A 19,772-nucleotide genomic window follows, 5' to 3' on the forward strand; every position below is an offset into this window, starting at 1 on the left:
TTCTCAATTTCATGATTTGTCCAGTGACGATAGCGAAGAGGTCACACCCGTTCCCATGCCGAACACGGAAGTTAAGCTCTTCAGCGCCGATGGTAGTTGGGGGCTCTCCCCCTGTGAGAGTAGGACGTCGCTGGGCAGATCATATTATTCCACAGTAGCTCAGTGGTAGAGCAATCGGCTGTTAACCGATCGGTCGTAGGTTCGAGTCCTACCTGTGGAGCCATATGGAGAGCTGTCCGAGAGGTCGAAGGAGCACGATTGGAAATCGTGTAGGCGGTGTAGAACCGTCTCGAGGGTTCGAATCCCTCGCTCTCCGCCATATATGGCCCGTTGGTCAAGTGGTTAAGACACCGCCCTTTCACGGCGGTAACACGGGTTCGAATCCCGTACGGGTCACCATTACTTACATAAACCACTCAAACGAAGCATGCAGCATATGAAAGTATGCGAAAGGCTTCCATAAAAGTGAAAATACGGAGGATTAGCTCAGTTGGGAGAGCACCTGCCTTACAAGCAGGGGGTCGGCGGTTCGAGCCCGTCATCCTCCACCATTAACATTTTATCGTCGCGGGATGGAGCAACGAGCAATACATCGTTGTAACAGCTGCGAGTTGCCTCGACGCATAAACTGCGTAGCATAAGCTTGCAGAGGAAGAGGCAGCATCATTGATCAGCATCGTCTGTATGCTGTGTAACGGCGCGGGATGGAGCAGTCTGGTAGCTCGTCGGGCTCATAACCCGAAGGTCGGAGGTTCAAATCCTCCTCCCGCAACCAAAAAAGGTCCCGTGGTGTAGCGGTTAACATGCCTGCCTGTCACGCAGGAGATCGCCGGTTCGATCCCGGTCGGGACCGCCATTAAAATGTTTGGCTCGATAGCTCAGTCGGTAGAGCAGAGGACTGAAAATCCTCGTGTCGGCGGTTCGATTCCGTCTCGAGCCACCATTTTTTCTGCTGGCCTAGCTCAATTGGTAGAGCAACTGACTTGTAATCAGTAGGTTGGGGGTTCAAGTCCTCTGGCCAGCACCACTAATAATCCTTGACGGGTTATTCATTTTTTTGTAAAATGATAATTGTCTCTTTCGGAGGGGTAGCGAAGTGGCTAAACGCGGCGGACTGTAAATCCGCTCCCTCAGGGTTCGGCGGTTCGAATCCGTCCCCCTCCACCATTTAATTTAACTGGAACAATGTCTCGTGTAGGGGCATAGTTTAATGGTAGAACAGAGGTCTCCAAAACCTCCGGTGTGGGTTCAACTCCTACTGCCCCTGCCATTAGTAACCAATATTATGGCGGTCATGGCGAAGCAGGTTAACGCACCGGATTGTGGTTCCGGCATGCATGGGTTCGAATCCCATTGATCGCCCCATAACCTTTAATTTAAATAAAAATGGACGTAATTTTAGGGCTATAGCCAAGCGGTAAGGCAACGGATTTTGATTCCGTCATGCGCAGGTTCGAATCCTGCTAGCCCTGCCATTTTGCGGGAGTAGTTCAGTGGTAGAACACCACCTTGCCAAGGTGGGGGTCGCGAGTTCGAATCTCGTCTTCCGCTCCATTTTTTAAGGCGGCATAGCCAAGTGGTAAGGCATGGGTCTGCAAAACCCTGATTCCCCGGTTCGAATCCGGGTGCCGCCTCCAATTATATACTTAACTTTGTCTTTTAATGTCACGCCGGGGTGGTGGAATGGGCAGACACACAGGACTTAAAATCCTGCGGTAAGTGATTACCGTGCCGGTTCAAGTCCGGCCCTCGGCACCAGACAAGCTTATGATATGCCTTAACTATATGCCGGTGTGGCGGAATAGGCAGACGCGCACGACTCAAAATCGTGTTCCTCACGGAGTGCCGGTTCGACCCCGGCCACCGGTACCATACATACAGTAATATCAAGGCTTCTCACCATAGTGAGAGGTCTTTTTTGTTGTTTTTCCATGAGTAATAGAAGAGACATATTAATTTCAGAATGTCAGAAAAAAATTGAATTCTAATTGTAATAGATTGAAATTACCAGTATACTTATCGAAACGTTTCAATTTTCAGATTACTTTTAAGGAGGCTGCAAATGATTGAAGTTAAGGATGAATGTATAATGATTAATGGTGAAGAAGTGATTCTTTACGGAGCTGAGCTGCATTATTTCAGAGTACCTAGAGACCTTTGGAGGGAACGTATCCGGCAGGTTAAAGAAGCAGGGATAAATATGGTGAGTACCTATGTACCATGGATTTTCCATGAGTATGAGGAAGGGAATACGGATCTGACAGGGGAAACACTGCCGGAGAGAGATCTAGTATCCTTTTTAGAATTAATTAAAGAGGAAGGATTGTACTGCCTTGTCAGGCCAGGTCCCTATGTTATGGCTGAGATTGTGGATCACGGTGTACCTACATGGTTTATCGAAAACTATCCGCAGGCAGTTGCGAAAACGAAAGACGGAGAAATTCATCCAACTAGGGTTGTCAGCTACTTGCATGAGAATTACCTGGAGAAGGTAAACCTCTGGTATGACAAAGTATGTGAAGTCATTAGTCCATTTCAGGCAGACCAGGGGGGGCCTGTGATCCTGTTCCAGATTGATAATGAAGTTGGTATGTTTCATTGGGTCACAAATACAGGAGATTACAATGACGTTACGCTGCATCAGTTTGAACATTTCCTTAATAATAAATATACATTGTCAACTTTTCAGGAGAAGTTTAATACAACACACACGTCGGTATGGGAATTTCTAAAAGAAAATATTCGTGAGCCGCAGAAGATTCATAGCCACAGGCTGAGATATGATTATAGCTTGTTTATGAGAAATCACTACCGGAATTACCTTAAATATGTAAGGGATCTTGCGAAAGATAAAGGGATTACTGTTCCGTTCATTGTAAATATTCATGGTTTTCATACCATCGACCTTTTGAAACGAGGATCATTGTATCCAATTGGAATTTCCCAGCTTCTTGAAGCAGCTAAATTAGAAGGAGTGATGGTAGCAGGAGATTACTACATTGGAAACATTGAGTATGATAGTTTTATAGATATTGTACTGGCTAATGCTTTTACAAAAGCCATTCAGTGGAAGCAGCAGCCATTGTTCTCTGCAGAATTTCAAGGAGGCACTATCCCTGATAAACCAAGACTGCAGCCAACTACGTATGATTTAACGACTCGACTATGCTTTGCAAACGGGATGAATGCTGCAAATTATTACATGTTTGTGGGCGGAGAAAATTATGAAGGGATAGGCATTCTGGGACGTCGTCATGGTTGGCAGGCACCATTGACAATGCACGGCGAAAAAAAGCCACACTTTCAAAAAATTCAACACCTGGGTGAAATGTTCCGTGTATTTGAAAAGCAGCTCGCAAGCGCCAAGCAGCAAGTAAATACTCATCTTGGTTTTTACCCTGATTATTATATGACCGAATTTTATGATAAGCATACTGAACCAATGATAAAGGAAATAGAAAAGGAAAGAGATATTAACCTTTATAATGGCGCTGCCAGAGGGCTTCGCTTGAACAATATTACTTTTGATGCGATAGATATGATGGATGAGAATGAAATTGATGTGGATGATATTCCAGTATTGTGGATGTTCGCAACGAAGTGGATGGATGAATCAGTTCAGCGAAAATTAATAACCTATTTAGAAAATGGCGGTCACCTGGTTTTGTTCCCGGTGATGCCTGTAAAAACGATGAACAATGAACCTTGTTCACTGTTGAAAGATTTTATTGGAGTTAGGGTTACCGGAACAAAAGAAGGAGGGTTCGTAGATGTTTTCGGAGTAGACAATGTAAAAGTAGACGGGATGGAGTTTTATGATGTATCAGAAGGGGTTCTGGGCTGGGAAGAAAGTGATGATAAGCAAGTAATAGCTTTCGAAAAACCTATAGCAAAAGGGAAAGTAATGATGGTTGGAGTCAGTATGGAAAACGATTATGAATATAAAAATGAGATTTACCGTCAAATGGCAGCAAAAACTAATGTAAAAAGTTCCTTTTTATTAAGCGATGAATTAGACGTGTCAGTACGTTCAGTTAGTCATAAAGGCCTTTTTGTATTCTTAAATAACTTTGATGAATATGAAAAAAAGACCACCGTAAGCTACTTGGGAGAACTACTATTTGAAGGAAATGAAATCAAGGTACCTTTTCGGGGAGGTCTGATGCTGCCAGTAAATATTCCTTTATCAGACGAGTTGCTAATTAAATATGGAACAGGGGAAATTGTGAAAATGCAACAAGGGAATGAATGGCTAACCATTACAGTTAAAGTTGTTCAAAAAGAGGAAATTTTTGTGTTTGAATCAAAAAACTATATCCCTTTGCAACAAAACGATTTGACGATAGTAGAGGGAGAATTACGCCATTCATTCAAAGTGTCGATCTCTTCCTCCCAGGAATATGAAACAGTATTATTTGTTAAACAATAATATATTCTGATTTTTCGAAAAATTTATATTGTAAGCGCATACAAACTTGTTCTATAATTAAGTCGAAACGTTTCGATATTCTTGTTGATTTAAAATTATCACAAACGGGAGGAGTTGTTGTTCTCCATAATTAATCAGGCGAGTATTTAATCAGGTTCAAATTAGTAATGGAGTGTATGAGTATGACAACAATTAAAGATGTAGCTGAAAAAGCAAAGGTTGCTATTTCAACAGCTTCTTATGTTCTTAACGGTATAGATAAGGTAAGTCCGAAAACAAAAGCCAGAGTATTAAAAGCTGCTCAAGAGCTTAATTATCAAAAAAACGGATTTGCAGTTGATTTGAAGAAAACCAAAACTAATACGATTGCACTTCTTTTGGATGATTTGGCTGGTCCTTTCTATTCTGTACTGGTAAAAGGCGTACAGGACATTGTAACCGAGCATGGATATGGTCTGGTAGCCTGCAGTGCCATAGGAGGAGATCGTTCGACTGCGGTAAAGTACTTAAAAGAACGTAGAGCAGATGGGTGTATTGTTTTTGCAAATAACATTTCAGATGACCTGATAAAAAACGTCACGCAACGAAATTATCCAATGGTGCTGCTGGATCGAAACCTTGACTGCACTTCCACGATCAAAGTTGAAGTGGATAACCGAGGCGGAGCCAGTGGTGCTGTTGAATATTTGATAAGTAAAGGGCATAAGGATATCGCTTATATCAGTGGTCCAAAAGAATCTTATAATAGTCAGCAGCGTTTTGAAGGTTACAGGGAAGCATTGAAAAAACATCATATTCCTTTTCGGGATATATGGGTAATTAATGGAAAATTCACGAAAGAAGGAGGGGAGCTGGCAACAAAATTATTGCTGGCACAACAGGAAAAGCCAACAGCCGTTTTTTACGGAAATGATGAAATGGCAATTGGTGGAATGTATGCAATGAAAAAAGCAGGGATGAAACTTCCTGACGAGATGTCGGTGATCGGCTTTGATGACATTCTTGAAGCAAAGTACACAAACCCTCAGTTGACAACAATTAAACAACCTAAATATGAACTTGGTGCACTTGCCGCACATTTGATATTTAAAGTGCTGGAAAATAAGGAGCGTACTCAATCTTCCAGACTGTTTACAGAGCTATTGGAACGTGAATCAGTAAAAGACCTTTAAAAAGGACGGGGCTCTAATGTACAGAATTTACAATAGGGGGAAACGAGATGAAAAAAATTCTGGGATTATCGGTTATAGGTTTGGTAGGTGCTGCATCATTACTGGGAGCATGCTCCAATGAGACCGGTGGGGAAGAACAGACAACTCTTGAAGTATGGGCGATGGGGGAAGAAGGGAATAACCTGCCAAAGCTTTTAGAAGGTTTCACAGAAGACAACCCTGATATCAATATAGATGTACAAGCAATCCCCTGGGATCAATCTCATGAAAAACTTCTTACTGCTGTAGCTTCCGGAAATGGTCCGGATGTTCTGCAACTTGGTACAACAAGGGTTCCTGAATTTGCGGATGCAGGCATCTTATTACCTTTGGATGAGTATATGGATGAATATCCTGAGTTTGCCCCTGAAAACTTTTTTGACGGGGCAGTAGAATCTACACAGTTTGATGGAGAGACTATCGGAATTCCTTGGTATGTAGAAACAAGAGCATTATATTACCGTACTGACCTCCTGGCAGAAGCGGGTTTTGATCAAGCGCCTCAGAATTGGGATGAGTTAAAATCAGCCGCTGCTGCTTTATCAGAGGAAGACGGTGTGTATGGGTTCAGCATTGATTTGAATGATCCAATTGTGCCTGTGATTTTGGGCTGGCAGAATGGAGCAGAATTTGTAGATGAAAATGGAAATGTTGATGTTCGGGATGAGGCATTTGTTGAAGGTTTGGAATTTTATGTTAGTTTTTTTGAAGAAGGGATATCATCAACATCAGGACAAATGGATACGATTGAAGGGTTTAGAAATGGCGTCCTGCCGATGTTTCAAAGTGGTCCTTGGATGATTAATCTAATTAATGAACAAGCCCCTGAAATTGAAGGAGATTGGGATATTGCAATGCTTCCAGGCCAGGACACTAATGCGTCTGTTATGGGCGGATCAAACCTTAGTATCTTTCATAACTCTGAAAACGTTGATGAGTCGTTACGCTTAATTTCATATCTTTCCCAGGAAGAAACACAATTGGAGTGGTTTGATATAGTAAGTGCACTTCCTTCAAATGTAGAAGCTTGGGAAGATGAATCATTAAGCGACAACCCGTTTTTAGAAACATTTGGCCAGCAGCTCACAGAAGCAAAAGCATCTCCTCAAATTCAGAAATGGGACTCACTGAGCGGGGAACTGCTGAGAAGTCTTGAACGAATCATTGTTGGTGGAGCTGACTTTGACGAAGAGATTTCCAATTTCCAAGATAAAGTAAGTGACATTATGGCAGAAGAATAAATAAGATAACTTCACAAACAGAGGGGAGTGTTAAAACATATAAACAATGGATGTTTATCACTCCCTTTTTGTTTTTACAGCAGCGTTGGAAAGGTGTGATTAATTTGGGAGGTTTTATAAGGTATGCCTATAAAAACCGGCATCCCTATCTTTTTATTGCTCCGGCCTTATTTATTTTAATATGCTTTAGTATTCTGCCGATTTTTGTCGCTTTCGGGATAAGCTTTACAGATATTAATTTGAGGTCATTAGCTGACTGGTCGAGAATTAATTTTGTAGGACTTGATAATTACATAAGTCTCTTTACTGATGAGGTATTTCTAATTTCCATATACAACACAGTTTTTTATGTGGCTATTGGTGTACCACTCGTTATTATTTGTTCACTTGGAATCGCTCTTTTGTTGAATTACGGTAAAAACAAACTGTATACAATGTTTAGAACCGTTTACTACATGCCGTCCATTACGAACATCGTAGCTATTGCAGTAATCTGGGGCTTTTTGTATAACACCCATTATGGCCTCTTCAATTACTTTCTTTCATTAGCGAATATTGATGCAATTCCCTGGCTGGAGCAGCCGACAATCGCAAAATTGTCATTAATTCTACTTGCTGTATGGAAAGGGATCGGAATTAATATGATTATCTTTCTTGCTGCTCTTCAAGGTATACCCAGAGAATATTATGAAGCTGCAGAAATCGACGGTGCTAACAGGTGGCAGATGCTTCGCCATATAACCATTCCACTTTTAAGCTTTGCTACTTTCTTTGTAACAATAACAACCCTGATCGGCTGGCTTCAATTTTTTGAAGAACCTTATGTTATGACAAATGGAGGACCATTGGATGGGACACTCTCCATGGCCCTGTTTATCTACAGAAACGGATTTCAATTAAGTGAAATGGGCTATGCAGCTGCGGGTTCATTCATTCTGTTTTTCGTTATCATCGTCGTCACACTTTTACAGTTTAAATTAAGAAAAGCAGAGACCGAGTATTAATACAGGAGGTAAAAAAATGCCCTCTCCGAGATATAAAAACAGTAAAATAGAAAAAACATTCGTCACTGCTCTTCTTGTATTTGGTGGAATCGTCGTTTCCATCCCGTTTATATGGATGATCCTAAGTTCGTTTAAACCAGCAAATGAAGTGTTGTCTATGCCACCTACATTTTTACCATCAAATCCAACAATTGAACATTACGTAAACTTATTTACTAACATGAATTTTGGTATTTACTTGAGAAATACCCTGGTTATTGTCTTTTTTTCCTTTGTTGGTCTCTTGTTTAATGGAATGGCAGGATATGCATTTGCAAAATTTAATTTTAAAGGGAAAGAACCGATTTTTTATATGGTGTTAGCTACTATGATGATTCCGGCTCAAGTCACGATGATTCCTGTTTACCTTATTTTAAATCAAGTAGGGTTAACGAATACGATGGCTGGTATCGTTCTCCCCGGACTGGCTGCAGCCTTTAGCATTTTTCTTTTCCGTCAGTTTATGTCTACAATTCCTTTTGATTTAATTGAAGCTGCTCGCCTTGATGGTGCTGGTGAGTTCAGAATTTTCTTCAGGCTGATCATTCCAATAGCGAAACCTGTTTTTGCCGTACAAGCCATACTTACTTTTATCGGTGCATGGAACAGCTTTTTATGGCCACTCATTATCGCAAGTGATCAGAACCTTTACACACTTTCTGTAGGGCTGGCACTTTTACAGGGGCAGCATTCAAGCAACTTTGGTCTTCAAATGGCAGGTGCTGCCTTCATGGTAGTTCCGATATTAATTGTCTTTGCCTTTTTTCAGAAATATATCATTCAAGGATTTACGATGTCTGGATTAAAGTAATAAATAATGGAGGTTACGAGGGGAATGACATACAAATTATCATCCCTGTTACAAGATAATGACATTGAAAGAAAAGGTGGATCAGCTTATTCAACTGGCGGGCATCTTTTATGAAGAAAGCAATCATAGAGGGAGAGAGTACAAATTTACAGCCTTCATCGGTCCAAACAGCAGGGAAGGGACAGAACTCAATTTTGAACTTGTTTAATATGAAATGATAAAAATAGGGAGCTGAAATATTGGGTAAATGCCCTGACTTCAGCTTCTTTTTAAGTAATAAACCTTAATGAAAGTAATGATTAAAAATAAAACAATTGAAAATTACTTTCCTCCTCTGTATACTCGTGATTGAAACGTTTCAATATTCTGAAATAAACCAAGAGCAAAAAATCTGCAGCATCGTTTCATCTGGGGGATGTGTTTGCGAAATCGGAGGGAACATCTGATGGACAAGGTTCGTATAGGGGTTATCGGCATTGGGATGATGGGGACAGTCTATGCAAAAATGCTATTAAACAGAGAAATAAAAGGAGCAGAACTGACAGCTGTTACCGATCAACAAGAAGAGAAGCGTCAGTGGGCAAAAGGTGCTTTTGGTGAAGGGATTGATGTATTCGACAGCCCGGAAATGCTGCTGAAAAGCGAAAGGGTTGATGGGGTAATCATAGCGACACCACATTTTGAACATGCCCAATTGGCTGTAAAAGCCTTTGAAAAAGACCTTCATGTCCTTTGTGAAAAGCCCGCTGGTGTCTATACTAAACAAGTCAGACAGATGAATGAGGCAGCTGCAAAGACCAGAGCTGTGTTTTCAATAATGTATAACCAGCGGACAAACCCTGTTTACAGGAAAGTAAGAGAATTAGTAACTGCAGGAGAGCTTGGGGAGATTAAGCGGACGATTTGGATTATTGACTGGTACCGTTCACAGAGCTATCACGATATGGGTTCATGGAGAGGGACATGGGCCGGGGAAGGTGGAGGTGTTTTACTCAATCAGGACCCCCATCAGCTCGATCTTTGGCAGTGGATGACTTCATTGACGCCTGTGAGGGTAAGGGCTTTTTGCGGTTTTGGCAAGCACTATAATATTGAGGTAGAAGATGAGGTGACGGCTTATACCGAGTTTGATAATGGTGCAACAGGGCTGTTTGTGAGCTCCACCGGTATAGCACCGGAGACGAATCGATTCGAAATTTATGCCGATAGAGGCAAGCTTGTAGTAGAAAATAACCAGATTACGTTCTATCGAAACAGAATTCCGGAAAGGCAGTTTAACAGAGAGTGGAGGGGTGGCTTTGGTACGCCGGAAAACTGGAAATGCGACATTCCTGTAACCGGAAATGAAAGCGGTCACAGAGGGATTATTGAGAACTGGGTGGAAGCGATTCAATATGGTGTTCCGCTTATTGCCCCCGGTGAAGAAGGTATCAACGGATTGGCGCTGTCCAACGCCATGCATTTATCTGAATGGACTGACGATTGGGTAACATTTCCGATCGATGAAGAGCTGTACTTAAAAAATCTCCGGGATAGAATGAAAACGTCTGTGTACAAAAGAATTTGATACTAATTCACAAGGGTATCTGTCTTTGTCTTTTGAACTGACAATATATATAAAAAGGAGAGTATGATGAAACAAAAACTGGCTGCACAATTGTTTACGGTGAGAGACCTGTTGAGAGAAGACTTTCCTGGCGTGTTACGGGAATTGAAAGATATGGGGTGGGCAGGTGTACAAATTGGCGGCCTCTTTGACTATTCCAAAGAAGAGATTGCTGCTGTTCTATATGAAACAGGGTTAAAAACAGCTGGTCTACACGCAGGAATTGACCGGATCAGAAACGATTTACAAGCTGTAGTAGAAGAAGCAGACACCTTTCAAACAAAAGACATCATCTGTCCTTTTGTTCCTGAGGATTTACGTCATGAAGCAGGTTACAGGGAATTAAAAGATGATTTGAATACAATTGCAGGTAAATTAGAAAAAAATGGGTATCGGATCAGCTACCATAACCATGACTTTGAAGTGCAGACACAGGTTGATGGGAAGCATGCACTCGATTTTCTGCTTAATCCGGCTGAGGGTAATAAAATCTTGGCAGAAATTGATGTGTACTGGGTAAAAAAGAGTGGGCTTGATCCGCTGGAATACGTAACGCAATTCAAGGATCGAATGCCTATAATCCACCTTAAAGATATGGCAGACAATACAGAGCAGTCATTCACCGAAATAGGAAACGGTATTATTGATTTTGCACCAATTCTGCGGTGGGGAGAGCAAAATGGAATCGAATGGTTTGCCGTAGAGCAGGACACCTGTCCAGGCAACCCGCTGGAAAGTCTGGCGGTAAGCTTAAGCAATCTAAATCGTATAATTGAGGGTTTATAATGATATGAAATCAACAAATTGAGGTGAGCGTTTGTGAATAGAAAATCGTGCTGTGCAGCATCAAGAGAGGGCAGAGCAAACAGTGTGAGCGCTGAAACGATAATCAAACATAAAACCGGTATGAGACATACAGAGCACCTTATCAGGCTGGATGGTGGAGAGTTTATTATGGGAACAGACGAAGATGGGAGGTACCCTGGAGACGGAGAAGGACCTTCAAGACCTGTCCGACTAAAGCCTTTTGCCATCGACAGGTATGCGGTTACCAATGCGCAGTTCCAAGAGTTTGTTGAGGAAACATCATACGTTACAGAGGCCGAGCATTATGGGTGGTCGTTCGTTTTTCACATGCTTGTTTCTGAAAAAGATAAACGTTGTGTCACCGATAGCGTTGCCCAAACCCCTTGGTGGTTTGTCGTGAACGGGGCAAAATGGAATTGCCCTGAAGGACCCGACTCCTCCATTTCCGATCGTATGGATCACCCCGTCATCCATGTATCATGGAACGATGCAATTGCTTACTGTAATTGGTCAGGAAAGCGGCTTCCTACAGAAGCAGAATGGGAGTATGCTGCAAAAGGCGGTTTGGCAGATTCCATCTACCCATGGGGGAACGAGCTTCTCATAGAAGGTGAGCATCAGTGTAACATTTGGCAGGGTAATTTCCCTTCTGTCAATACTGCTGAGGATGGTTTTGTATCCACAGCTCCTGTCAGCGCTTTTTTCCCTAACGGATACGGGCTCTACAATACAGTCGGCAACGTATGGGAATGGTGCGGTGACTGGTTTACAAACAAGCATAAACGAAAGCCGGCTCATGATAATCCAAAGGGCCCGGTAAGAGGATATTCAAAAGTAATGAAAGGTGGTTCTTACCTTTGCCATGATTCTTACTGTAACCGGTACCGGGTTGCTGCAAGAACATCGAATACCCCGGATAGTTCAACAGGAAATATAGGTTTTCGATGTGCAGTTGATCTGTCATAGGAAAAAAACGACACTGGGTATTCGTCGTTTTTTGTATGATATCGGGAAGTGTTTAAGGTCTTTTTTCTGATTTTTCGTAAAACTGTATTGTAATCGTTTTCAAAATACATTATAATCTAATCATTGAAACGTTTCAATGATTAGATTTTTTGTAACGTAACCTGATAAAAGAGGAATGAAGAAAAATTGCCAACGTTAAAAGATGTCGCAAAAAAGGCGAATGTAAGCGTTACAACGGCGTCTTACGCTATTAATGGGAATGAACTTATTCCAAAAGAGACCAGGGATAAAGTACTGACTGCTGCAAAAGAAATAGGATACCGCCCAAATGGAATTGCCAAAAATCTGAAAAAAAGCAAAAGCGAGCTTATTGGCGTCTTTTTGAGTGGCTTTAAAGGACCTTTCTTTAACGAAATGCTGGAAGGGGTTCAGGATGAAGTCGTTAAAAGAGGGTACGAGATGGTGGTTTGTGCTTCCAATGAAAAGCACCGGTTGTTGGTTGAACACTATGTAGATGGTGCCATTATTTTAAATTATCACCTGAGTAATGAGTTAATTGATTCTTTGGCCGGGGCGAAAATGCCGATGGTCGTTCTGGATCGTGAAATTGATAACCCTTTTATTAAGAACATCGTACTTCAGAATGAAATGGGTATGGAACTTGCAGTAAGCCATCTTATGGAAAAAGGCCATAAACGTATCGGTTTTATAGGAGGACCCGAAGACTCCTATGACGGGGAAAAACGGATGAAGGGATACCTTAAATCTCTTGTCAGTCATACCCTGCCTGTTAATGAGAGAGATATCCTCCGGGGGCTGTTTACTGAAGAGAGTGGATATGACGTCATGGATAAATACCTCAGTCATTTTCAAAAAGATATTCCGACAGCCTTTATCTGTGCCAACGATGAAATGGCAATGGGAGCGATTAGAGCACTTCAAAACTCAGGGCTGAACGTACCTGAAGATGTTGCCATCATCGGTTTCGATGATATCGAAGTTGCCAAATTTTTTACACCGCCTCTATCTACGGTCCGTGTACACAAAAAAACCTGGGGGAAAACAGCAGCAGATGTGCTGTTTAAAATGCTGAACCAAGAAACAGAATCTGAAACAACAGAAATTACAGTTGAACTGATTTCCCGCTCTTCAAGTTAATAACTCTCCTTCTACATGATAAAAGCGCAGGGAGAATGCTGCAGCCAAACCTGGTTATGAGATTAAGACGTCTGCTTCTCTGTTCATTTAAACAGAGAGGAGACGGTTCACTACAGTGTTTTATTGAAACGATTCAATAAAATGTAAGCCGATGTTTTTTACCTTCATTGTTTATATAAATTAATTGATCAGAGAGGGGACTAAATGATGAACAGGTGCCGGCATGGACCGATAGAGTAGTCAAAAGTTGAGGGGATGCTTGTTGTCAGAAAACGGTTTAAATGCTTAATCAGTTTAATGAGTTCAAAAGTTAAAAATTTGATTTTACAGGGGAGTGTTTAGGTTGAAGAAATGGAGCACAATGTTATCTGTATGTTCGTTAGGGTTGATTCTGGCTGCCTGCAATAATGATGCAGGGACCGATGAAGAAGGAAATGACGGGGACGAAGCGAGTGAGAATCAGGAAGAAGTAACAATAAGTGTTGCAAGCTGGAGATTTGGTAATGAAGGTGAAGAAACCCTTGAACGGTCAATGGTTGAAGCGTTTATGGAAGACTACCCTCATATTACCGTTGAAATTGATGAGTCGATTGGTGATCCGTGGAATGATTCTCTTTCTGCAGCAGCAAGTGCAAGTGATATGCCGGATGTGTTTGAACTGAGTGAGGTTCCGATCGCTCTTGCAAATGACTGGCTTCTTTCACTGGATGAGGTAGTTGAAGGAGACGAAGACTTTGATAACATCAACGAAGCAGTAAAAGAACAGCTCTATTATGAAGATACTGTTTATTCACTGCCTTCAGGCCAGCACCTTCTCGGCTACTTTGTAAATAAAGATCTGTACGAGGAGGGAAATCTGAATGTGCCTGAATACGGGATGTCTATTGATGATTTCTCAAATGCCGTGCGTGATGTCACTGACATTAACAGCGGACAGGTCGGCTTAAATCAACCATTTTCCATTATTGAGTGGTATCCGGTATCGGCAAATGATGACATGGGTGTGTTTACCTATCAGGACGGAGAGCTGAACCTTGACAGTAATGAGTTCATCAGCGGTGTTAATCTGGCAAACAGTCTTGTAACAAACAATTATGTATACGAATCGTTAACAGAGGAACAAAAAGGAAACTTTAACGGCGAAGATGGCAATGAAGTATGGTTCCAAAGCGAAATGGGACTCAGATGGGATGGAACATGGGTGTTATCTTTCTTTGATGAATCTGATTTTGATTGGGACTTTGTAGGGATCCCAGGGGGAAAGGCATTTTCTGTAAACGATTTCATGGGAATCTCTCAATCAACCGAGCATCCTGAGGAAGCGTACTTATTCACAAAATACATGACGTTTGGTAAGGAAGGATTTTTAAAGCGATTAGATCTCGTAGATGAGAAGGACTTCACACTAAATACCCTGCCGATCACAACAGATCAGGAAATCCTTGATGCATTCTTTGAAAGGTTGGACGTGCCTGGTATTTTAGAAGCCTATGAAGATATTGAAAATGGCGTGGCTAACCTGCCAAAAATAGTACCAGGATATACTGCAGCCAGATGGAATGCCCCAACAGGAGTCTCTGTAGGTGATGAGTCCAATGCAACAATCGGGCAGTTGATTGACGCAGCTGTCAACGGCGAAGTCAACATTGAAAACTACAGTTCCCAGTTGAACGATCTGGCGAATCAGCAAATCCAGGAAGGCATAGACTCGATTGACTAATATTGATTTGAGGTTGAGGAGGTAATGGTATGAAATCTAAGATTTTGTTTGGGTCGCTGCTTTTACTTCTATTGCTGCCACACACGATTATTGAAGCTGATACTGATGAGGATCTTTTAACTCAATCGACCGAACAAGTCATAGAACCTCGTTATCGTATTGTCCTCAACGAGTGGGAGAATATGGATCTGGATGGCACTGCTCCTTTTGAGCGTGCTGTCCCTCCTTCTTCTTTTGAACAAGCTGATGACCTTCAGCTCCTGCCTGAATCAGATAGTTTCGGGTACGACGATCGTGTTCTCTATTGGCATAATAATGAGACAGTAGAGTTTGAGGTAGAGGTGGACCAGACGGGGCTGTATGAAATTGGCTTTGATTACTATCCCCTTGGTGAGATGATTATGCCAATAGAGGGTGCAATCCAGGTAAATGGCGAATTCCCATTTTTTGAAAGCAGGCGTATTGTTTTTCCTGTAAACTGGGAAAATGAATCAGATGAATTTGAAGCAGACCGTTTCGGTAATGATATTATTCCCGGGCAGGATCCGATTCAAAGCTGGGAGCAATTAAAAGTGGAAGATTCAAACCACCTGCATTCACGGTCTCTGCAATATTACTTGGAAGAAGGCACGAATACGATTTCCCTGAGTAACTTAAGAGGGGAACTTCTAATTGGGAATGCCTATATCACTTCCCCGGAAGAGGTATTGGAATATGAGGAATATATCAGTCAGACTGGTGGCAGTGAAGTGATTGACAGCCTCCATGTTTATGAAGCCGAGTATCCTTCCTACAAAAACAGTTCATATGTGAGACCTGTTGCCACTCATGACCCTTCTGCAGTTCCATATGATTCGAGAAATCTTCTTCTTAATACATTCGGTGGTGAGTCCTGGACGGAATCGGGGCAGTCTGCTACATGGGAAATTACAGTGGAGGAGTCAGGCTTTTACTACTTGTCATTAAAAGCACTCCAAAACCACTCGTCCGGAGCACCGGTTTTTCGCACCATTTACATAAACGGTTCGTTACCGTTTGAAGAAGCAGAGCAGTACAGGTTCAAAAACAGCTCAAGCTGGTACAACGAGACGATAGGTGATGAAGCTGGAGAGCCGTACTTGTTTTATTTAGATGAGGGGACAAACACGGTAACGCTGATTGCGGATGCCTCACCGGTTGAAAGAGTCCTGTTTACTATTGATGAAGTTATGAGCGGGATGGAAGAGCTTTCACTGTCCATTCGAAAATTAACAGGTAACCAGCTGGATGTGAACAGAGACTGGAATTTGAGTGAGTACATTGAAGGTGTGGATGACCTTCTCCTCGAATGGGCGGATATGCTGGAGGATGAAGCAGATTACCTTGGGGGGCTGACTACAGGTGATGATTCAACGGACATTGTCACCCTTCAAATCGCAGCTGACAGATTGCGGACGCTTGCAAAAAACCCTGATGAAATACCAGGGAGATTGACAGAACTTTCAGAAGGTTCGAACTCTGTAGCACAGCTTCTGGGAAATTTAATTATGGAAGTGCAGGAACAGCCGCTTCTTTTGGACCGGATTTATGTTCACGGAGAAGAGACTCTGCCTGATCCTGAAGCAGGAATGTGGACAAAGTTTACTAGCTCCGTGACACGATTCTTTCAATCTTTCACAAGCGAGAACCTGGCCACAACCAATGTAGAGGATGATGTCGTAGACGTTTGGATCAACCGTCCAAGACAATATGTGGATTTATTACAAAATATGCTTGACCAGAACTTCACCCCGGAAACGGGCATTGAGGTAAAGCTGTCGATTATGCCTGAAGAGCAGAAGCTCGTCTTAGCAAGCGCTGCGAATACACAACCGGATCTCGCTCTGGGGATCAGTAACTGGTTGCCGTATGAACTGGCCATCCGGGGAGCTGCCGTCGATTTAAGAGAGTTTGATGATTTCAATGAAGTAGGAAACCAGTTTGCACCTGGTGCTTTTCTGCCTTTGATTGTAGATGACGGAATCTACGGACTCCCGGAAACGCAGGACTTCTTTGTTCAGTATTATCGGAGAGACATTATGAATTACCTTGACATCCCCATTCCTGATACCTGGAATGATGTCGTAAGCATCTTACCGGAGCTTCAGCGATACGGGCTGAACTACTATACTCCGATTGCCGGTGCGGTTGCATTCAAACCTTTTCAGACTACCGCTCCCTATATTTATCAGTTCGGAGGAGATCTGTATCAGGAAGACGGTATTGGCGCAGCCATAGATAGCGAGGATGCTTTAAGAGGGATTCAGTTTATGACAGATTTAAATACCATCTACAGTGCACCGTTGCAGGTGCCGAACTTTTACAATCATTTCAGGTATTCGACTCTGCCTATCGGAATCGGGTCATTCTCGGAATATGTTCAGCTGACGGCTGCAGCCCCAGAAATTTCCGGATGGTGGGATATCTCACCTCACCCGGGAGTGGAGGAGGAAGATGGATCGGTTACACGCTGGTCTACAGGCTCTGCCCAGACATCAATGGTGTTTGATGGAAGCGGAAAAACAGATGAAGCATGGGAAGTACTGAAATGGTGGATGGACACAGAAACACAGACAGAATTTGCTAACAGCCTGTTAACCCTGTACGGTCCTGAATACATGTGGAACACAGCCAACCTTGATTCTTTTGCACAATTACCATGGCCTGAGGAGCATAAAGAAACCATTTTGGAACAATGGGAGCACTTAAGAGAAGTTCCAAAAACGCCTTATGCTTATATGGTAGAGCGGGAGATTAGTAATGTTTGGAATAAAGTGGTCTTTGAGGGTGAGAATGCCCGTTCAGCCGTAGATGATTCAATGGTCACCATTGACAGGGAAATGCGCAGGAAACTTGAGGAATTCGGATATATGGAAAACGGAAGGGTTGTCAGACCCTATACGATTCCGACAATTGACATAGTGGAAGGGTGGCTGGAATCAGATGGCTAACAACAAACAGCATTTGAGTACGAGCGTATTTCTGGCACCTTATTATATTATGTTCTTTACCTTTATCATACTGCCGGTAGCAGCGGCAGTTACCTTATCATTCACTTATTTTAATGCAATAGAAATGCCGACATTCATCGGTCTCGCTAACTATGTAAATGTGATTACGCAGGATGGCGTATTTATGCGCTACGTCCTGCCCAACACCCTGACCTTCGCGTTTATTGTCGGCCCGGGAGGATATATCCTGTCTTTTCTCCTAGCATGGATGCTTGCCCAGATTTCAAAGGTGCCAAGGACGATTCTTGCGTTAATCATTTATTCTCCTTCCATGACAGCAGGGATTGCCATGGCAGTAGTCTGGAAGATTATCTTCAGCGGAGACCAGGTCGGTTATTTAAATAACATGCTCATTACACTTGGCGTGATTCTGGAGCCAATCCAGTTCCTCCAGTCACCGGAACATTTAATGACGATCATGATTCTGGTTACCCTCTGGGGCAGCATGGGTGTAGGGTTCCTGGCCATGCTGTCAGGGGTTCTGAACATTAACAAGGAAATATATGAAGCGGGCTATATTGATGGGATCAGCAATCGTTTTCAAGAGATCATTTACATCACAATCCCTTCAATGAAACCGCAAATGCTTTTTGGGGCGGTAATGGCGGTTGTAGGAACATTTCAGGCCGGAGCCATTGGTGTTGAACTTTCCGGAGCCAATCCAACGCCTCAATATTCCGGGCAGCTTATGGTAAACCACCTTGAAGATTTCGGGTTTATACGTTATGAGATGGGTTATGCAGCGGCAATATCAGTACTGCTTCTTCTTTTCATTTACCTTTTCTCCAAGATTGCCTGGAGATTGTTCGGTGAGAAAGATTAGGTACATCTTATTGCAGTTATGAAAAAAAAGGAGGATTGATGATGGCATCCTTTCATGGAACGAGAATAAATCCGGATAAATTTCATTGGAGTCAATTAAAGTTCTATCTGTTTCTGATCCCATTAGCCTCTTTTATGGCTATGCCTATTGTTTATATTGTCTTTCATGCATTTAAGCCGATCGATGAATTATTTGCTTATCCGCCCCGGTTTTTCGTTCAAAAACCAACCTTTCAAAATTTCATAGATCTGGTCAATAACACAAATGCAACAGGCGTGCCCATGTCGAGATATTTGTTTAACAGTATTGTGATTACCGTCACTGTTGTATTGCTTACAGTATTGATCAGTACAATGGCAGGCTATGTACTGTCAAAGAAAAAGTTTAAATTAAAGAAAACGATGTTTGAAATCAACACCCTTGCCCTGATGTTCGTACCGGCAGCGGTTGCGATTCCCCGTTATCTTCTTATCGATGAAGTGGGACTGTTAGATACATTCTGGGCTCACATCTTCCCGCTTCTGGCGATGCCCGTCGGCCTGTTTCTGGTAAAGCAGTTCATAGATCAAATACCAAATGAACTGATTGAAGCCGCACAGATCGACGGAGCATCTGATTATCGTATTTTCTTACAAATTATTATTCCTCTGGTAAAACCAGCGATTGCCACAATCGCTATTCTGTCTTTCCAGATGGTATGGAATAATGCGGAAACCTCCACCTTGTATGTGGACAATGAAAACCTTAAAACTTTTGCCTTTTATATGTCTACGCTGGCAGTACAGTCAGAAGGAAATACTGTAGCGGGACAAGGGATGGCGGCAGCTGCAGCACTGATTATGTTTATTCCGAACCTTATTATTTTCATGATTTTACAGAGTAAAGTGATGAATACAATGGCACACTCAGGTATTAAGTAACGCAAGGG

Annotated in this window: 13 protein-coding genes, 16 tRNA genes and 1 rRNA gene; all 30 read left to right on the forward strand. The window is 42.4% G+C overall.

The window, feature by feature from the left end; all coding sequences use genetic code 11:
* The first annotated feature begins 19 nt into the window (after positions 1 to 19).
* The 30 genes from rrf to JSY36_RS19445 all read left to right on the forward strand — a co-directional run bounded on the left by rrf (position 20) and on the right by JSY36_RS19445 (position 19,764).
* Positions 20 to 136, forward strand: a 5S ribosomal RNA gene (rrf, locus tag JSY36_RS19300).
* 12 nt (positions 137 to 148) lie between these two features.
* Positions 149 to 223 (forward strand) — tRNA-Asn (locus tag JSY36_RS19305).
* A 3-nt stretch (positions 224 to 226) separates the two neighbouring features.
* A tRNA-Ser gene (locus tag JSY36_RS19310) sits at positions 227 to 319 on the forward strand.
* A gap of 5 nt (positions 320 to 324) precedes the next feature.
* Positions 325 to 399 (forward strand) — tRNA-Glu (locus tag JSY36_RS19315).
* Between the two features lie 76 nt (positions 400 to 475).
* Positions 476 to 551: transfer RNA gene (locus tag JSY36_RS19320), tRNA-Val, on the forward strand.
* A 147-nt stretch (positions 552 to 698) separates the two neighbouring features.
* Positions 699 to 775: transfer RNA gene (locus JSY36_RS19325), tRNA-Met, on the forward strand.
* A 5-nt stretch (positions 776 to 780) separates the two neighbouring features.
* Positions 781 to 856 (forward strand) — tRNA-Asp (locus JSY36_RS19330).
* Positions 857 to 867: 11 nt separating this feature from the next.
* Positions 868 to 943 (forward strand) — tRNA-Phe (locus tag JSY36_RS19335).
* A gap of 8 nt (positions 944 to 951) precedes the next feature.
* Positions 952 to 1,027 (forward strand) — tRNA-Thr (locus JSY36_RS19340).
* A gap of 55 nt (positions 1,028 to 1,082) precedes the next feature.
* Positions 1,083 to 1,167, forward strand: a tRNA-Tyr gene (locus JSY36_RS19345).
* A gap of 29 nt (positions 1,168 to 1,196) precedes the next feature.
* Positions 1,197 to 1,270, forward strand: a tRNA-Trp gene (locus JSY36_RS19350).
* Positions 1,271 to 1,288: 18 nt separating this feature from the next.
* Positions 1,289 to 1,365: transfer RNA gene (locus tag JSY36_RS19355), tRNA-His, on the forward strand.
* A gap of 35 nt (positions 1,366 to 1,400) precedes the next feature.
* Positions 1,401 to 1,475, forward strand: a tRNA-Gln gene (locus JSY36_RS19360).
* Positions 1,476 to 1,479: 4 nt separating this feature from the next.
* Positions 1,480 to 1,554: transfer RNA gene (locus JSY36_RS19365), tRNA-Gly, on the forward strand.
* Positions 1,555 to 1,562: 8 nt separating this feature from the next.
* Positions 1,563 to 1,637, forward strand: a tRNA-Cys gene (locus JSY36_RS19370).
* A 32-nt stretch (positions 1,638 to 1,669) separates the two neighbouring features.
* Positions 1,670 to 1,758 (forward strand) — tRNA-Leu (locus tag JSY36_RS19375).
* Positions 1,759 to 1,787: 29 nt separating this feature from the next.
* Positions 1,788 to 1,872, forward strand: a tRNA-Leu gene (locus tag JSY36_RS19380).
* A gap of 190 nt (positions 1,873 to 2,062) precedes the next feature.
* Entirely contained in the window at positions 2,063 to 4,429 is a 2,367-nt protein-coding gene (locus JSY36_RS19385; protein ID WP_205167628.1) for a beta-galactosidase, read from the forward strand.
* Between the two features lie 182 nt (positions 4,430 to 4,611).
* Positions 4,612 to 5,601, forward strand: a complete 990-nt coding sequence (locus JSY36_RS19390; protein WP_205167629.1) for a LacI family DNA-binding transcriptional regulator — start codon at positions 4,612 to 4,614, stop codon at positions 5,599 to 5,601.
* A 47-nt stretch (positions 5,602 to 5,648) separates the two neighbouring features.
* Positions 5,649 to 6,881, forward strand: a complete 1,233-nt coding sequence (locus tag JSY36_RS19395) for a sugar ABC transporter substrate-binding protein (RefSeq protein ID WP_205167630.1) — start codon at positions 5,649 to 5,651, stop codon at positions 6,879 to 6,881.
* A gap of 116 nt (positions 6,882 to 6,997) precedes the next feature.
* A complete protein-coding gene (locus JSY36_RS19400) occupies positions 6,998 to 7,885 on the forward strand; it encodes a carbohydrate ABC transporter permease (protein WP_419466055.1) in 888 nt (295 codons plus the stop codon).
* A gap of 16 nt (positions 7,886 to 7,901) precedes the next feature.
* On the forward strand, positions 7,902 to 8,735 hold the full coding sequence (locus JSY36_RS19405; RefSeq protein ID WP_122895946.1) for a carbohydrate ABC transporter permease: 834 nt from the start codon (positions 7,902 to 7,904) through the stop codon (positions 8,733 to 8,735).
* A 445-nt stretch (positions 8,736 to 9,180) separates the two neighbouring features.
* Positions 9,181 to 10,302 carry a Gfo/Idh/MocA family protein gene (locus JSY36_RS19410; protein ID WP_205167632.1) on the forward strand — a complete coding sequence of 374 codons (1,122 nt, stop codon included), beginning with the start codon at positions 9,181 to 9,183 and terminating at the stop codon, positions 10,300 to 10,302.
* A 63-nt stretch (positions 10,303 to 10,365) separates the two neighbouring features.
* Positions 10,366 to 11,127, forward strand: a complete 762-nt coding sequence (locus tag JSY36_RS19415; RefSeq protein ID WP_236785198.1) for a sugar phosphate isomerase/epimerase family protein — start codon at positions 10,366 to 10,368, stop codon at positions 11,125 to 11,127.
* Positions 11,128 to 11,160: 33 nt separating this feature from the next.
* A complete protein-coding gene (locus JSY36_RS19420) occupies positions 11,161 to 12,114 on the forward strand; it encodes a formylglycine-generating enzyme family protein (protein WP_419466054.1) in 954 nt (317 codons plus the stop codon).
* Positions 12,115 to 12,300: 186 nt separating this feature from the next.
* Positions 12,301 to 13,272, forward strand: coding sequence for a LacI family DNA-binding transcriptional regulator (locus JSY36_RS19425; protein WP_205167633.1), 972 nt, complete (start codon positions 12,301 to 12,303; stop codon positions 13,270 to 13,272).
* Between the two features lie 343 nt (positions 13,273 to 13,615).
* Positions 13,616 to 14,992 (forward strand): ABC transporter substrate-binding protein, encoded by a 1,377-nt coding sequence (locus tag JSY36_RS19430; protein WP_205167634.1) that lies wholly within the window; start codon positions 13,616 to 13,618, stop codon positions 14,990 to 14,992.
* Positions 14,993 to 15,021: 29 nt separating this feature from the next.
* A complete protein-coding gene (locus tag JSY36_RS19435; protein WP_236785200.1) occupies positions 15,022 to 17,961 on the forward strand; it encodes an extracellular solute-binding protein in 2,940 nt (979 codons plus the stop codon).
* Positions 17,954 to 18,844 (forward strand): carbohydrate ABC transporter permease, encoded by an 891-nt coding sequence (locus tag JSY36_RS19440; RefSeq protein WP_205167635.1) that lies wholly within the window; start codon positions 17,954 to 17,956, stop codon positions 18,842 to 18,844. Before JSY36_RS19435 ends, JSY36_RS19440 begins: the two co-directional genes overlap by 8 nt.
* A gap of 41 nt (positions 18,845 to 18,885) precedes the next feature.
* Positions 18,886 to 19,764, forward strand: a complete 879-nt coding sequence (locus JSY36_RS19445) for a carbohydrate ABC transporter permease (protein ID WP_205167636.1) — start codon at positions 18,886 to 18,888, stop codon at positions 19,762 to 19,764.
* The last annotated feature ends 8 nt before the right edge of the window (positions 19,765 to 19,772 follow it).

The sequence above is a fragment of the Alteribacter salitolerans genome (assembly GCF_016901055.1).
GTDB classification, from domain to species: Bacteria; Bacillota; Bacilli; order Bacillales; family Salisediminibacteriaceae; genus Alteribacter; species Alteribacter keqinensis.

Bases quoted from the DNA above. Each gene is read 5' to 3' on its own strand.
- JSY36_RS19445 (WP_205167636.1), top strand. From the start codon at position 18,886: ATGGCATCCTTTCATGGAACGAGAATAAATCCGGATAAATTTCATTGG.
- JSY36_RS19435 (WP_236785200.1), top strand. From the start codon at position 15,022: ATGAAATCTAAGATTTTGTTTGGGTCGCTGCTTTTACTTCTATTGCTG.
- JSY36_RS19395 (WP_205167630.1), top strand. From the start codon at position 5,649: ATGAAAAAAATTCTGGGATTATCGGTTATAGGTTTGGTAGGTGCTGCA.
- JSY36_RS19385 (WP_205167628.1), top strand. From the start codon at position 2,063: ATGATTGAAGTTAAGGATGAATGTATAATGATTAATGGTGAAGAAGTG.
- JSY36_RS19415 (WP_236785198.1), top strand. From the start codon at position 10,366: ATGATGAAACAAAAACTGGCTGCACAATTGTTTACGGTGAGAGACCTG.
- JSY36_RS19410 (WP_205167632.1), top strand. From the start codon at position 9,181: ATGGACAAGGTTCGTATAGGGGTTATCGGCATTGGGATGATGGGGACA.
- JSY36_RS19390 (WP_205167629.1), top strand. From the start codon at position 4,612: ATGACAACAATTAAAGATGTAGCTGAAAAAGCAAAGGTTGCTATTTCA.
- JSY36_RS19405 (WP_122895946.1), top strand. From the start codon at position 7,902: ATGCCCTCTCCGAGATATAAAAACAGTAAAATAGAAAAAACATTCGTC.
- JSY36_RS19440 (WP_205167635.1), top strand. From the start codon at position 17,954: ATGGCTAACAACAAACAGCATTTGAGTACGAGCGTATTTCTGGCACCT.